The organism is Burkholderia sp. AU33803, from assembly GCF_002223095.1.
Classification (GTDB): Bacteria; Pseudomonadota; Gammaproteobacteria; order Burkholderiales; family Burkholderiaceae; genus Burkholderia.
In genome coordinates this window covers 1,868,941-1,883,363 of sequence record NZ_NKFJ01000006.1, presented here as the reverse complement: position 1 = coordinate 1,883,363, position 14,423 = coordinate 1,868,941, and the positions used below count along the sequence as shown (strand labels likewise).

Below are 14,423 nucleotides of genomic sequence, written 5' to 3'. Positions count from 1 at the left end.
CGCCGCGACACCGTAAGGTTTTGTGGGGGGCGGGGCCGCCTTCTAGGGGGCGGTAACGATCCTCGCAGGGAGGCCGGATCGTGCCTTGCACAGGATCACCTTGCGTCAGTGTCCTGTCGACATCGGACGAGTCGCGATTGATCGGGAGAAACCCTGAGTGTGCATCGGACCGGTGGCGCGTTACGACGGATGGTTCGGATTGCGAATGTTTCTGGTCGTCGTGTCCGATCGGTGCGCGGCACGACGGTCGCGACGGACGACGGCGGCAAGGAGGCCGTGCTGGAAGGGGGCGACAGGCAGGCGCACCGCCCGTGCACGGGCGATGCGCCAGGGTGACGCTTGCAGCCCGCGTGCCGCGGCGCGAATCGCTGCCGCGGCACGCGCGTGCGGTCAGGCGATGGCGGGCTGGACGATGATCTTCACGTTCCGGTCCTTGTGGTTGACCAGTTCCTCGAAGCCGTGCGAGACGATGTCGCCGAGCGCGATGCGTCCGGTGATGAGCGGCTGCACGTCGATGCGGCCGTCCGCGATGAAGCGGATCACGTCCGCGAATTCGCCGTTGTACGCGAGCGAGCCGATCACTTCCTTCTCGGTCGACACGATGTCGAAGAAGTTGAACGGCGCCGGCTCCTCGAAGATCCCGACCATCACCGACTTGCCGGCCTTGCGGATCACGTCGATCGCGAGCTTCGCGGTGGTGGTGTGGCCGATGCACTCGAACGACACGTCGGCGCCGTAGCCGCCGGTCAGCGCCTTGACTTCCGCGATCGCGTCGGACGTCTTCGGATCGATGACCACGCTCGCGCCGACCTCCAGCGCCTTCTGCTTGCGCGCGGCCGACATTTCCAGCGCGATCACGCGCCCGGCGCCCGCGGCCTTCGCGCACATGATCGTGCACAGGCCGATCGTGCCCGCGCCGACCACGACGACGGTCTGCCCGACGATGTTGCCGGCCTTCTTCACTGCATGCAGCCCGACCGCGAGCGGTTCGATCAGCGCGCCGGCCTCGGTCGGGAAGTCGTCGGGCAGCTTGTACAGCAACTCGGCCGGCACGTTCACGTATTCGGCGAATGCGCCGTTGTTCATCAGCCCGGTGAACGCGAGGTTCTCGCAGATGTTGTACAGCCCGTGCTTGCAATACCAGCAGGTGCCGCAATGCTGGCAGGCGTCGGCCGTCACGCGATCGCCGACCGCGTAGCCCGTCACGCCCGCGCCGAGTTCGGCGATCTCGCCGCTGAACTCGTGGCCGAGGATGCACTGGCCCTTCAGGCCCGTCAGCGGATGCGGCGCATCGACCGGGATGAAGACGGGGCCCGCGACGTATTCGTGCAGGTCGGAGCCGCAGATCCCGCACCAATGCACGCGAATCGTCACCCAGCCTGCCGGCGGGCGCTCGGGAACGGGAACCTGTTCGACGCGGATGTCGTGGCGGCCGTGCCAGACGGCGGCTTTCATGCTGGGAGCTGAGGTCGTTGCCGGTGTACTCACGTTGCTGTCTCCATCGGGTTGTCGTCGGGCGCGAGGCGTGGCTGCCGGTGCGCCCGTCGCGCGAGTGCGCGAACGACCGGTATGCAGGAACGGGGCCAGCTCGAGTGGGGGCGCCGGACGGCGATCGGACGGGATGGGCGCGATGCGATGCACCATTTGCCGGCTCTTTGACGGGAAACGATTTGACGGAGGAGGGTGGTGAGATTTGCTGCAAAAGCAAAAGCTCCGGCGGGGTGAGACGCTGGGACGTTCGTCTCAGCGCAATGAGACGAATCGCGAGACGCGCGCTGCCACGCCGATCCATTGCCGCGATCGGTGGAACGGATCGTTGCGCACATTACCCCTTTACTTGAAGTTAACTTCAATTTGTATCATGTGCGCCAGTCCGATCGCGGACGCGTGACGCATCCCGTTGCACGCGGCGGTTTCAACGGAGGGGGAGATGACCGAATCGCCTGTCGCGGCCGATGCCGCCACGCTGCCGTCGCGCAGCTATCGGGCCGCCGTCGCGAACGTCGTGCTGGCGAGCATCGTGTCGGCGCTGCACGTCGGCAAGGCGACGATCGCGTTGCCGTCGCTCCAGCACGAATTCGGCGGCTCGCTCGCGTCGCTGAGCGGGATCATGTCGGTGTTTCCGTTCGTCGGCGTGTTCGGCGGCATGGCAGCCGGCCTGCTGGTGCGACGCTGGGGCGACCGGTTGCTGCTGATCGCGGGCCTCGTCGTCCTCGGCCTGTCGAGTGTCGCCGGCGCATGGGCCGACAGCTTCGCGCTGTTGCTGGCCACGCGTTTCGTCGAAGGGCTCGGTTTCGTGATCGTGGTGGTCGCTGCACCGGCCGTGCTGAATCGCGTCACGCCACCCGAGCGGCGCAATTTCGCATTCGGGCTGTGGAGCACGTTCATGCCGGCCGGCATGGCGTTGTCGATGCTGGTCGGGCCGCTGCTCGGCGGCTGGCGCAACGGCTGGCTCGCGGCCGCGGCGCTGACGCTCGTCGCGGCGGCCGCGGTGCCCGTCACGACGTCGGCCGATGCGCCGTCGCGGCAGGCCGGCGCGCCGCGTATCGGGCCCGCGCTGCGCGACGTGCTCGCGTCGCGCTCGACCACGCTGCTGGCGCTGGGGTTCGCCACCTACAACGTGCAGTTCTTCGCGGCGATGACGTTCCTGCCGGTGTTCCTGATGCAGCGCCTCGGCGTCGCGGTCGGCGCCGCAGGGTTGATCAGCGCGGCGATCGTCGCCGCATGCGTGATCGGCAACCTGACGGCCGGCTGGCTGTTGTCGCGCGGCGCACGGCCCGGGATCGTGATGGCCGCGACGTCGGTCGCGATCGGCGCGGCCGGCGCGGGGCTCTTCAGCGCGGCCACGCCGGCGCCGCTCGCGGTCGCGCTGGGTTTTGCGTTCTCGGCGATCGCCGGGATACTGCCCGCGACGATCCTCGCGTGCGCACCGGGCTCCGCACCGACGCCGTCTCTCGCGCCGCTCAGCATCGGCTGGGTCGTGCAAGGCAACTATCTCGGGCAGGTGATCGGGCCGCTCGCGATCGGCTCGATCGTCGGCGCATTCGGCTGGTCGGGCGGCATCGGGCTGATGCTCGCGGCTGCCGTCACCGGGGCGGCGATCGGCCTGTCGCTGCTGCGCGAACCGATGGGCCGGCGCTGAGCGCGGCGCCGTTCAACCTGCACGGAAATCCGTCAAGCATGCTCAACACCATGGAAAGCCTGATTTGCGAAGCAGACCCGCCGTGCGATGCGCCGGCATGGGTCGAAGACGATGCGATGCCGCAACGTGGCGGCGTCGCGCATCCGCTCGGGACGATCGGCCGGGCGCCGGTTCCCGAGCACGCGGCGGCGGCCGTCTCGCCGTTGCGCCCGCAACTGTTCGTCACGGTGCTGGAGGCCGACGACCATGCGTTGCTGATCCGCTGGGTCGAGAGCGGCCGGTGCCATTACGGCGAGCAGCGCTGGCGCTTGCGCGTCGCGTTGCAGCCGGGCCGCTGCGCGATCTCGGGGCAGCCGATCGAGCCGGGCGAGCCGGTGTTCCGGCCGGTGCGGCGGCCCGTGCCGGCCAACGGCGACGAGATGATCTGCCCGGCGGCGGTGCCGGGTGCGGCCGGCCTGGCACGTGACGCCGCCCCGGAGGGCGACGACGCGCGCGAGCCGGCCGACGTTTCCGGTTGAACGCCGGCCGGCTGCGATGCCGCGTTACTTCTTCACGTCGTGCCGGTACTGGATGAACCCGGCGTTGTTCGCGAGCTTGTCGTACAGCGCGCGTGCCGTCGTGTTGGTTTCGTGCGTGAGCCAGTACACACGGCTCGCACCGGCTTCACGCGCATGTTCGTACACGGCCTCGATCAGCGCGCCGCCTGCGCCTTGCCCGCGTGCGTCGGGGGCGGTGTACAGGTCCTGCAGATAGCAGTACGGCCCTTCGGTCCAGCACGAGCGGTGGTAGATCGCATGCACGATCCCGACCAGCGCCCCCGATGCGTCGAATGCGCCGAGCACGAACATCGGCTCGGCGGGATCCATCAGGCGGGCCCACGTCGTCGCGAACACCGCCTCGCTCAGCGCGGTGTCGTAGAACTTCTGATAACCCTGCCACAGCGGGCGCCACGCGGCTTCGTCGGCGGCCACGAGCGGGCGCACCGTGACGCGGGTGGCATCGTTCGCGCGGCTGGCCGCATCGCGCGCGCTGGCCTGCGCGTGGCGGATCGCGGTGAGCGACCGGCGCTGCTCGCCCCGAGCGTCGAAGTTCTCCGGCGCGAGCCACGCGTCGAACGCGGCGCGCACATCCGGCCATTCGCCGTCGATGATCGAGAACCACGCGGTGTCGCGATTGCGGCCGCGGTAGATGATCGCCTGCCGGAACGTGCCTTCGTAGCGGAAGCCGAGCCGTGCGGCGGCCTTGCGCGACGGGAGGTTCAGGTCGTCACACTTCCATTCGTAACGCCGGTAGCCAAGCGTGTCGAATGCGTACTTCATCAGCAGGAACTGCGCTTCGGTCGAAACGGGCGTGCGCTTGAGCAGCGGCGAGAACGTGACGGAGCCGACCTCGATCACACCGTTGGCCGGATCGATGCGCATCAGCGCGAGCGTGCCGACCGCGCGGCCGGTGGCGCGGTCGATCACCGTGTAGTGCAGCGGATCCGGGCTCGCCTGCGCGGTACGCGCGTACTCGCGGTAGCTCGCTTCGTCGGCGTACGGGCCGTGTGCGAGATAGGTCCAGTCGCTGCCGTCCGGCGCCTGCGAGTACGCGGCGTGCAGGTCGGCCGCGTGGCGCTCGGCGTCGAGCGGTTCGAGCCGGCAGTAGCGGCCCTCGAGCACGATGCGCTCCGGGCGCGGGCGCGCGGACCAGTCGGGAACGGGGTGGCCGATGGGTTGCTGGAAAGCGTTGGTGAGCGTGGACAAGGTCGATCTCGCTTCGGTTGGCGGCCGGCGACATGCCGGCATGCAGATGATCGTAGTCGCGACGAGGTACCATGAGAAGCGCCAGTGATCGGCAAATTTATGGTGCCACGGATTTCAGGGGCTGAACCGGCGAGCCGTCGTTCACCTGCCGAGTGCCTCGCGCCGTCCGCCACTAGCCGTGCGCCACCATTCGACATTTTCACGCTGCGATGTTCCGATGACGACTGTCCTTCCTTCCGGCGATGCGCCGTTGCTGCCGCTCGACGCGCCGCTGGCGCGCACGCCGGGCGCGCCTTCGCTGCAGCGCCAGTTGCTGCGCCGCGTGCGCGACGCGATCCTCGGCGGCGCGATGCCGGCCGGCACGCGGCTGCCCGGCACGCGCGCGCTGGCCGAGACGCTCGGCGTGTCGCGCAACACGACGGCGGCCGTCTACGAGCAGCTCGTCGCCGAAGGCTTCCTGCAGTCGGACCGCCGCGGTACGCGCGTGGTCGGGCTGTCACGGCCGGCGCCGCCGCGCCGGCGTGCCGCGCCGCCGGCCGTCGCGCAGCGGCTCGGCCGGATTCGACCGAGCCGCATCGGCACCGGTGAATCGGAGGGCTTCCGGCCCGGGGTCCCCGCGCTGACGCATTTCCCTGCGGACGCATGGCGCCACGCGATCGACCGCGCGCTGCGCCGCGCCGGTCGCGACCTGCTCGGCTATGGCGACCCGCTCGGCGAGCCCGCGTTGCGCGAATCGATCGCGCGCCACCTGGCCGTGACGCGCGGCGTGCGCTGCGATCCCGAGCAGATCGTGATCACGGAAGGCGCACAGGGCGCGATCGCGCTGTGCGCGCAGCTGCTGACGAACCCGGGCGATACGGTGTGGGTCGAGGAGCCCGGTTATCGCGGCGCGCGCACCGCGATGCAGGCCGCCGACCTCGACGTCGTGCCGATGCCGGTCGACGCGGAAGGGCTGCGTGCCGAAGAGGATGACTGGCGCGAGCGGACGCCGCGCCTCGTCTATACGACGCCGTCGAACCAGTTCCCGACCGGCGCCGTGCTGTCGATCTCGCGCCGGCTCGCGCTGATCGACGCCGCGCGCCGGCATCGCGCGTGGATCATCGAGGACGACTACGACAGCGAATTCCGCCACACCGGCGAGCCGATCGGCGCGATGCACGGGCTCGCGCCCGATTCGCCCGTCGTCTATCTCGGCTCGTTCAGCAAGACGATGTTTCCGGCGTTGCGGATCGGGTTTCTCGTGCTGCCCGACGCGCTGCTGGCCGCGGTAAGGCCGGTGCTGCCGGAGATGCTGCGCGGCGGGACGCGCCACGTGCAGCTCGCGCTGGCCGATTTCATCGAGACGGGCGAGTACGGCCGCCATCTCGGCCGCATGCGCCGGCTGTACCGCGACCGGCGGCGGTTGCTGCTGGCCGCGCTGGACGGCAACCTGAGCGTGCCGCATCAGATCGAGGGCGGGCCGTGCGGGCTGCATCTCGCGCTGCGGCTGCCGGCGCGTTACTGCGATCGCGCGATCGTCGACGCCGCGCGTGCGCATGGCATCGGGCCGTTTCCGCTGTCGGGTTTTTCGATCGATGCGGGATCGGCGGGTAACGGGCTCGTGCTCGGTTTCGGCAATACGTCGGCCGACGCGTTCGAGCCGATGTTGCGGATGCTGTCGGCGATCGCGGAGCGGGTGGGTGGGGATTGACGGGCGACTCGTCGGTCAATCGCTAGAGTGTATTGCGCAAACCCTTTAAATATTAAATTTATAAAAATCGCGTTGATATTCATCGATTCTCCGCCTCACTTCCCGAGCTGAATGTGTGGCGGTTTTGATCGTCAAGAATGGTCAACGGTGCTTGCAAGTCCTATTGGGATGAGCGACGATGAATTTACTGTAACAAACGGTTACTTTCGCAGAATAATGAGCGATCGCTCGCGTCGACTCAATGGATTCCAGGGGGCGATGATCTGAGCGGTAGTGACGAGTCAAGTTGGCGGTGTGCCCGGAGCATGAATAATACCGATCGTCGCGAGGTCGGCGGCAGATAACCGAGATCGCGGTCATCACGGATGCCGTTCGTAAAACTATATCAATATCGATGAGATCCGATTCAAGTCGCTACTGCTTCCCGAATTTGCTGGATGAATTTTTCATTATCGTCGCGCTGATTATGGTCGAGTACCTGATGGATCCAATCGTCCGGTCGATCAGCCGAAGCGCGGGGCTTCAACTTATGGCGATTGCCAGCATCGGCCGTGTTCTCGCGAACGGGCTCGTATTTAAAGTGCTGCTTGACCACGGCAAATTGACCTACCGTAGCCTGCTGCATGCCAGCGTCGATTCCTGGCGATCGACACTCCGGCGACTTTTCCCACCATCTGCTGATGACTCCGCGATTAATCGTGACTGTCAGCGTGATCGAAGTCGGCGTTGGGCAGTTTTTCCCGTGGGGCGGAAGCGGATATGACGCCCGCGAGGTGTACACGAACGGCGGGCCTGGCCTGATCGTGTTGACCCGCATCATTGCGCCGCTACTTGAGGAAATGCTGTTTCGAGCTCAAGCAAGCGTGTCAGGCAGCAATGGCCAGCATTGAGAACGTTGTGTTGGCAAGCATTCCGGTGAGTTCACTGAATGCTGTTGTTGCGCGGTAATTATCCAAAACGAGAAAACGAGGTAAGTCATGTGGGGAAAGCAGGTCTGGTTGGCAAGTGTGGCAAGCACGGCGTTGCTGCTGACGGCATGCGGCGGCGGCGATGACGGTACCGTCAATACGGGAAGCAGCGCATCGAACGACAATACGGCCGGGACGCCGACGGCCACGTCGCCGGCTGCTCCGCCGACGGGATCTTCGACGCAACCGTCGGTTCAGGCGGCATGCCGCCCGAACGGCAGCTTCAGCTATTCGGGTTCGGCGCCGCCCGTCACGGCGAACAACGGCCAACTGGCGGTGCTCGTGGTACCGAATCTGCCGAGCGAATACGCGAAGAACCGCAACATGACGGCGGCTAATGTGCCCGCGGCGAGCCTGGTTCAGCAGCCAAGCGGCGCGTTTACGACGCTCGCATCGTCGTCGTCGGCCACCGACTGTCTTGGGCTCGACCACGGCGCCGTTACCGACATCCAGAGCGTCGGCACCGATGTTGCGATCGGCCGCTGGAATCGCGCGATGGATACCGATGGCAATACCTATACCGATACGCAAGGCGTTCACTACGCGGTTGGTACATCGCTGTCGCTACCCGCAACGGGCGGTCCGCTTGCGTGTACCCAGGTGATTGCCGACACGGTGGCGAGCAACGACGGCAGCACCGCCGGTACGCTCGTTTCGAGTTCGGCCACGCTGGATCCGGCCACGCGCCTGCTCACCACGCTGAACCTGTCGATCAAGCTGGCGACTACTCAATACGGGCTGACGTACACACAGGTGCCGTTGAACGGTGTGTTGACGACCACCGGGCCCGCGTCGATTCAGTCCATCGTCATCGGACATGACGTAACACAACCGCTGGTGGCGGTGGGTTACACGGCTGCGTTGCCGAACACGCAAGGGGTGGGCGGGGTGGTGATCCTCTCGTGCCACTGAACAAGGCCGGCGCAGGCGAGCAGACGGACGGCGGCCGATAACGGACACGCCGAGGCGAACGTGTTACCTGCCCGTGACGCGCGACAGGCGGACGATCCGCGGCAGACCGCGATGATGACACTTGCCACGGACGGCAACGATTTTCCACCTGTACACGTGTCGATGCGTGGTGGATGTGCGGATTGACGAACCGCGCACTTTGTTCGAAACGGCCACCGTCGCGGCTCCGCACCTGCCGCGCCGCCCGGCATTCGGGTTTCGATTCGTATGGTCGAACAGGCCGCGTGGACTATAAATGGATGGGTGTACCGGGCCTTGTCGAGCGTCTGCGCGTCTCGCGCATGTCGGCGCCGTGACTCCCGGGGGAGGTGCACCGTGGTTCGCCAGACGCTTGCTCGCGCCGTGCTTCGCACCGCGTTGATCGGGGGCGTGTTTGCCGGCTGTTTGCCGGCCCCGCCGGCCGTCCTTGCCGGAACCCTCTCGCCGCCCGTTACGCCGCACCTGATGAAGCAACGGCCGGCTGCCGCGCCTTACGCGATGCCGGTCGATTTTCCGGCGATCGTCGACCGCTACGGCCCGGCCGTCGTGACCGTCATGACCGCCGCACCCGACCAGCAGGCGAGCGGCCCGTCGTTCGCGATCCTCGATCCCGACGATCCGCTCGCCGCGTTCTTCCGGCATGACGTACCGGCGTCGGCACAAGGCGCATCGGCACAAGGCGCACCGGCACAAGGCGCACAGGCACAGGCACCCGAGATGTTGCCGCGCGCGGTATCGGGCAGCGGCTCGGGTTTCATCGTCAGCGCCGACGGCCTGATCCTCACGTCGTCGCATGTGGTCGACGAAGCGACCGACGTGACGGTACGGCTCATCGACCGCCGCGAATTCAAGGCGACGGTGCTGGCTGTCGACCCGCAAAGTGACGTCGCGGTGCTACGGATCGACGGGAAGAAGCTGCCGTTCGTGCGCATCGGCGATTCGTCGAAGGTGCGCGCGGGCGAGCCGGTGATGACGATCGGCGCGCCGGACGGATCGGGCAACACGGTCACGGCCGGCATCGTCAGCGCCACGTCCCACCGGATGCCGGACGGCAGCGCGTTTCCGTTCTTCGAAACCGACATCGCGCCGAACCCCGACAACTCGGGCGGCCCCGTCTTCAATCGCGCGGGCGACGTGATCGGCATCGCGGTGCAGGTCTATACGGGCCCGGACCGCTACGCGAGCACGACGTTCGCGATCCCGATCGCGTTCGCCGCAAAGGTGCGGGCGCAACTGCAGAAGCAGATGCAGGCGCAGGCACAGCAGTCCCAGGCGCCGGATGCGTCGTCCGGCAACGCGATCGGCGTCGACGTGCAGGATGTCGGCATCGGGCTGGCCGCGGCGTTCGGGCTGCCGCGTCCGGCGGGCGCGCTCGTCAACGGGGTCGCGCCCGGCTCGCCGGCCGCCGCGGCTGGCGTGAAGCCCGGCGACGTGATCGTGAAGCTGGGCGACAAGACGATCGGCCGTTCGGCCGAGCTGAACGACCTGGCCGCCGCGCTGCCGCCGGGCCAGAAGACGCCGCTGCGGCTGATCCGCAACCGCGCGCCGGTGATGCTGACGATCACGGGCGCCGACGAGGCCGCCGGCAGCGCGGGCGCGACCGTCGGCATGGCTGCGCCGAAGGCGGCAGCACGACCGGCGGCGGGAGCAGCGGCTGCCGACGGCGGCGACCGCCTCGGGCTGACGATGCATGCGCTCAGCGACGACGAGCGCCGCTCGACGGGGCTCGCCGTCGGGATGATGGTGGACGCGGTGCACGGCCCGGCAGCCAAGGCCGGCATCCAGCCGGGCGACGTCGTGCTGGAGCTCAATGACACGCTGCTCGAGACGCCCGATGACATACCGACGCTCGAAGCGAACGGCAGCGTGATCGCGGTGCTGATCCAGCGCAACAACGCCCGGAAATTCGTGTCGGTGCGTGCGCGTTAGGGCGTTGACGCGGTCGGTATCGTCCGCCTACCATCGTCCGACATCGCACGCAGTCAGCCAGGCAATCAGGAGCCATCCGGCATGAAAGCAGCATTCATCATCGTAGTAGTCCACAGGCGCAGGGTCCGGTAGCGGCACCGCACCGGCACCCATGCGCCCCCGACTCGTTCGGGGGCTTTTTTTGCATTGCGCACGGCCGTGCGGCACGTGCATGGAGGGCATCCGCTTGCAATCGAACCTGCCGATCGCTTCCGAACGGGCGTCGCCGAGACTCGCGACGCTGATCCTGCTGTGTGCGTGCTCGGTACTGCCGCTGAGCCTGTTCCTGCCGTCGCTGCCGGCCATCGCGCGCGACCTGCGCGCCGACTATGCGCTCGTCGCGCTGTCGCTCGGCGGTTACGCGGCGGTGGCCGCGTCGCTGGAGTTCGTGATGGGCCCGCTGTCGGACCGGTTCGGGCGGCGGCCGGTCGTACTGGCGAGCGTCGGCGTGTTCGCGCTCGGCTCGCTCGGCTGCGCGATGGCGACCGATATTCGTGCATTCCTCGCATGCCGGCTGATGCAGGCGGCGATCACGTCGGTCTATCCCGTGTCGATGGCGACGATCCGGGACACCGGCGGCGGTGCGCGCGCGGCGAGCCGGATCGGCTATGCGGCGATGGCGGCCGCGTTCGCGCCGATGCTCGGCCCGACGCTCGGCGGCGTGCTCGACCAGACGTTGGGCTGGCGCGCGAGCTTCTGGCTGCTCGGTGTGGTGGGCATCGCGTTGTTCGTCTGGTGTGCGTTCGACCTCGTCGAAACCCATGCGAACCGGTCGTCGAGCCTCAGGCAGCAGCTTCGCGCGTATCCGGCGCTACTCCGCGCGCGCCGTTTCTGGGCCTATGCGCTCTGCATGGCGTTTTCGACCGGCTCGTTCTACGCGTTCCTGGCCGGCGCGCCGCTCGCCGCGCAAACGGTGTTAGGCATCGCGCCGGCGGAGATCGGTTTCTACATGGGGACCATCACGGCCGGTTTCGTGTTCGGCAGCTTCCTGGCCGCGCGATACGCACGCCGCTACGCGCTGGCCACGACGATCCTGTTCGGACGGGTGGTCGCGTGCGCGGGGCCGTTGATCGGGCTCGCGCTGAGGTTCGGCGGCGTGACGCAGGCGATCGCGTGGTTCGGGCCGTGCGTGCTGGTCGGCATCGGCAACGGGCTGACGAATCCCGGCGCGCATGCCGGCGCGGTGTCGGTGCGCCCGGCGCTGGCGGGCAGCGCGTCGGGGCTGGCCGGCGCGATGACGATCGCTGGCGGGGCCGCGCTTTCGTCGCTGACGGGGGCGGTGCTGACGGCCGGCAACGCGGGCTATGCGCCGCTCGCGATGATGCTGCTGTCGGCGGCGATCGCACTGGTGGCGGCCGTCTGCGTGCGGGTGTTCGATGCGCGCGACGCCGGGCGGTGAAGGCGGACGCGGGGCATCGGGCATGGGGGCTGGCACGGCTACCGTGCCGTGGACGATTGGCGGACAATCGACCGATTATCGGGAGACGACGAACCCGCCGCGCGCCGGGCATGCGCCGACGCGAGCAGGGCGACTGGACGAGGATGCGATGAGCGACTTTTCTGATTTCCAGCGAGACATTGCCGACGCCGCGAGAGCGACATTCAGGGCGCTGCGGGCGCTGCACCCGGACGAGCATTTCTACGCGTTCGCGCTATATACCGATAGCGGTGCGATGACGGTGGTGCCGGCGGCCAATTCGGTCGAAGGGCTGCGCCGGATCCGCGAGCAACAGGCCGTCCCGGACGACGACCCGTGGTATGCGTGGGGTTTCTCCGAATGGGCGTACGCGGCGGCGGAAGCGTCGCCGTTCAACGCGATCTGCGGCAAGCTCGCCGATGACGTGCTGAGCCCGCAGTTCGTCCGCTCGAGATTCCCGGAACATGTGCGGCAACTGCACGCCGACATGATCGCGGCGTTGCGCCTGCTCGACCGCGAAGGTTTGTTCGGCACGGGCGACGAAAGGGCGGCGATCACGCTGTTCGTGTCGATCAGCGACGACGATGCGGCCGAGGCGCTGGAAAACGAATCGGCGAAGGTGCTGAATCCGCCGGCCGTCGCCGACGCATTCCTGCGCCGCTACGGCTGACCGAAATCGGGATATCGCACGGCGGCCCCGGACGGGCGACCGCCATGCGTGCTGCGTGTTGCGTGACGGCTTACGGCTTCGCGCCCACGACGAATTCGAACGTTGCGACGCCGTCGACGCCGCCTGTGACGTGATCGCCAGGCTGCAGCGCGCCGACACCCGCCGGCGTGCCGGTGAAGATCAGGTCGCCTGCCTTCAGCTCGACCGAGCGCGATACATACGCGATGACGTCGGGCACGGCCCAGATCATGTCGGCCAGGTCGCCTTGCTGGCGTGTTTCGCCGTTGACCGCGAGCCAGATGCGGCCCGTCGCCGGGTGGCCGGTGGCCGTTGCCGCGCGCAGCGCGGTTACGGGGCCCGATGCGTCGAAGCCTTTCGCCCAGTCCCACGGACGGCTCAGCTTCTTCGCTTCGGCCTGCAGGTCGCGGCGCGTGAGGTCGACGCCGACGCCGTAGCCCCACACGTGCGACAGCGCGTCGGCCGGGTCGATCGACCGTCCGTCCTTGCCGATCGCGACGACCAGCTCGATTTCGTGATGAAGGTCGTTCGTCAGCGGCGGATAGGCGACGGTGCCGCTGGCCGGGACGATCGCGTCGGCTGGCTTCGTGAAGAAGAACGGCGGTTCGCGGTCGGGATCGGCGCCCATTTCGCGCGCGTGGTCGGCATAGTTGCGGCCGACGCAGAAGACGCGGCGCACCGGAAAGCGCGCGGACGACTGGTCGACTTGGACGGAAGGACGCTCGGCAGCGTCGATGACATAAGCGGACATCGGATGGCCTCGTTCGGTGATAAGACGGATGCCGCGTCCGCGCAGTGCACGGGCCGGCATGCGTGCAACGATACCCGACAGCCGAGTGGCCGGATGCGACGCAATTGCGTTTTACCGGGACAAAACTACGCGTCGGCCGCCGCCGGTGCGTCGTCGCCGTCCGGCAGCGCGGCGTTCGCGTCGCGGTACGCCTTCGGCGACACGCCGACCCGCGCACGGAAGCGCCGCGCGAAATACCCTTCGTCGCGGAAGCCGACCGAGCGTGCGATATCCGCGATGCGCCGGCTGGTATGGGCCAGCAGCGACTGCGCGAGCGCGATCCGGCGTTCGGTCACGAGATCGGTGAAGGTGCTGCCGGTTTCCTTGCGGACCAGGTGCGCGAGGTAGTTGGGCGACAGGAACGCGGCCTCGGCGGTCGCGGCGAGCGTCAGGTCTTCGCGGGTCAGGTTGGCGCGCACGTGGCGCAGCACGCGCGCGAGCGCGTCGCGCCGGCCCGCGCGCTGGGCGCCGCGCTGCGCGAGCTTGTCGAGCGCACCCGCGTACTGCGTGCAGACGAGCCCGATCAGCTGCAGCAGGTAGCCGCGCAGCAGCGTGGTCGAGCCGAACGTGCGCACGCGATCGGTGTCGAGCATGCACAGCGCGAGGCGGCGCGCTTCTTCGTAGGTGTCGCCGGTCAGGATGAAGTCGAGGTGTTCCTGGAAGCGGAACGGCGTCAGCTCGGGAAAGCGGTGCGCGGGCACGTCTTCGAGATCGAGCGGGTCGACGTCGAGATCGGCGCGCAGGAACGCCTGGCTGAAGTTGATGACGATGAAGTGCGCGCCTTCCGGATGCGGGATCAGGTGCTCGCGATGCGGCAGCACGAACGCGAGCGCGCCGCGCGGAAACGGCCGCGTGACGCCGCCGATCCGCTGCTCGGTGTCGCCGCCGAGATTGAACTGGATCTGGAAATACGCGTGCCGGTGCGGCTCGGTGATCGCCTGGCGCGACGCCTGGTCGCGGATGTAGAAGTCGAGCCGGTCGCTGCGTTCGGGCATCCCGTACAGGCGCGGCGGGGCGATGGAGGGCATGAAGGATTCTGCTGTTCGTGACGCGGTTGAGCCGCG

The 14,423-nt window shown here is 68.1% G+C and carries 13 protein-coding genes; 8 read left to right on the top strand and 5 right to left on the bottom strand.

Annotated features, from left to right (window positions below; genetic code table 11):
- Positions 1 to 390 precede the first annotated feature (390 nt).
- A complete protein-coding gene (locus CFB41_RS25720; protein WP_069251765.1) occupies positions 391 to 1,455 on the bottom strand; it encodes a 2,3-butanediol dehydrogenase in 1,065 nt (354 codons plus the stop codon).
- 475 nt (positions 1,456 to 1,930) lie between these two features.
- Between CFB41_RS25720 and CFB41_RS25715 the strand changes: the two genes are divergently transcribed.
- Both CFB41_RS25715 and CFB41_RS25710 read left to right on the top strand, forming a co-directional pair.
- Entirely contained in the window at positions 1,931 to 3,142 is a 1,212-nt protein-coding gene (locus CFB41_RS25715; protein ID WP_089458388.1) for a CynX/NimT family MFS transporter, read from the top strand.
- Between the two features lie 38 nt (positions 3,143 to 3,180).
- A complete protein-coding gene (locus CFB41_RS25710) occupies positions 3,181 to 3,660 on the top strand; it encodes a DUF3331 domain-containing protein (protein WP_089458387.1) in 480 nt (159 codons plus the stop codon).
- Positions 3,661 to 3,684: 24 nt separating this feature from the next.
- On the opposite strand, the gene CFB41_RS25705 is transcribed toward CFB41_RS25710, so the two are convergent.
- A complete protein-coding gene (locus CFB41_RS25705) occupies positions 3,685 to 4,887 on the bottom strand; it encodes a GNAT family N-acetyltransferase (RefSeq protein ID WP_089458386.1) in 1,203 nt (400 codons plus the stop codon).
- A gap of 217 nt (positions 4,888 to 5,104) precedes the next feature.
- Here CFB41_RS25705 and CFB41_RS25700 point away from each other — a divergent pair, with 217 nt between their 5' ends.
- The gene (locus tag CFB41_RS25700; RefSeq protein ID WP_089458385.1) at positions 5,105 to 6,577 is read left to right on the top strand and encodes a PLP-dependent aminotransferase family protein; all 1,473 of its coding nucleotides are present in this window, start codon (positions 5,105 to 5,107) and stop codon (positions 6,575 to 6,577) included.
- A 406-nt stretch (positions 6,578 to 6,983) separates the two neighbouring features.
- Here CFB41_RS25700 and CFB41_RS38755 read toward each other — a convergent pair whose 3' ends face one another.
- Positions 6,984 to 7,202, bottom strand: coding sequence for a hypothetical protein (locus tag CFB41_RS38755; RefSeq protein ID WP_256941192.1), 219 nt, complete (start codon positions 7,200 to 7,202; stop codon positions 6,984 to 6,986).
- Between CFB41_RS38755 and CFB41_RS38750 the strand changes: the two genes are divergently transcribed.
- The 5 genes from CFB41_RS38750 to CFB41_RS25675 all read left to right on the top strand — a co-directional run bounded on the left by CFB41_RS38750 (position 7,201) and on the right by CFB41_RS25675 (position 12,551).
- Positions 7,201 to 7,467: a hypothetical protein gene (locus tag CFB41_RS38750; RefSeq protein ID WP_256941191.1), complete on the top strand. Its 267-nt coding sequence runs from the start codon at positions 7,201 to 7,203 to the stop codon at positions 7,465 to 7,467. The genes CFB41_RS38755 and CFB41_RS38750 overlap by 2 nt on opposite strands.
- An 87-nt stretch (positions 7,468 to 7,554) precedes the next feature.
- The gene (locus tag CFB41_RS25690) at positions 7,555 to 8,457 is read left to right on the top strand and encodes a hypothetical protein (protein ID WP_089458384.1); all 903 of its coding nucleotides are present in this window, start codon (positions 7,555 to 7,557) and stop codon (positions 8,455 to 8,457) included.
- A 375-nt stretch (positions 8,458 to 8,832) separates the two neighbouring features.
- On the top strand, positions 8,833 to 10,425 hold the full coding sequence (locus CFB41_RS25685; protein ID WP_089458383.1) for a trypsin-like peptidase domain-containing protein: 1,593 nt from the start codon (positions 8,833 to 8,835) through the stop codon (positions 10,423 to 10,425).
- A gap of 226 nt (positions 10,426 to 10,651) precedes the next feature.
- Positions 10,652 to 11,863 carry an MFS transporter gene (locus CFB41_RS25680; protein ID WP_089458993.1) on the top strand — a complete coding sequence of 404 codons (1,212 nt, stop codon included), beginning with the start codon at positions 10,652 to 10,654 and terminating at the stop codon, positions 11,861 to 11,863.
- A 148-nt stretch (positions 11,864 to 12,011) separates the two neighbouring features.
- Positions 12,012 to 12,551, top strand: a complete 540-nt coding sequence (locus CFB41_RS25675; RefSeq protein WP_089458992.1) for a DUF4303 domain-containing protein — start codon at positions 12,012 to 12,014, stop codon at positions 12,549 to 12,551.
- A 70-nt stretch (positions 12,552 to 12,621) separates the two neighbouring features.
- Here CFB41_RS25675 and CFB41_RS25670 read toward each other — a convergent pair whose 3' ends face one another.
- Positions 12,622 to 13,320, bottom strand: coding sequence for a fumarylacetoacetate hydrolase family protein (locus CFB41_RS25670; protein WP_089458382.1), 699 nt, complete (start codon positions 13,318 to 13,320; stop codon positions 12,622 to 12,624).
- 125 nt (positions 13,321 to 13,445) lie between these two features.
- Positions 13,446 to 14,387: a helix-turn-helix transcriptional regulator gene (locus CFB41_RS25665; RefSeq protein ID WP_089458991.1), complete on the bottom strand. Its 942-nt coding sequence runs from the start codon at positions 14,385 to 14,387 to the stop codon at positions 13,446 to 13,448.
- Positions 14,388 to 14,423 lie beyond the last annotated feature (36 nt).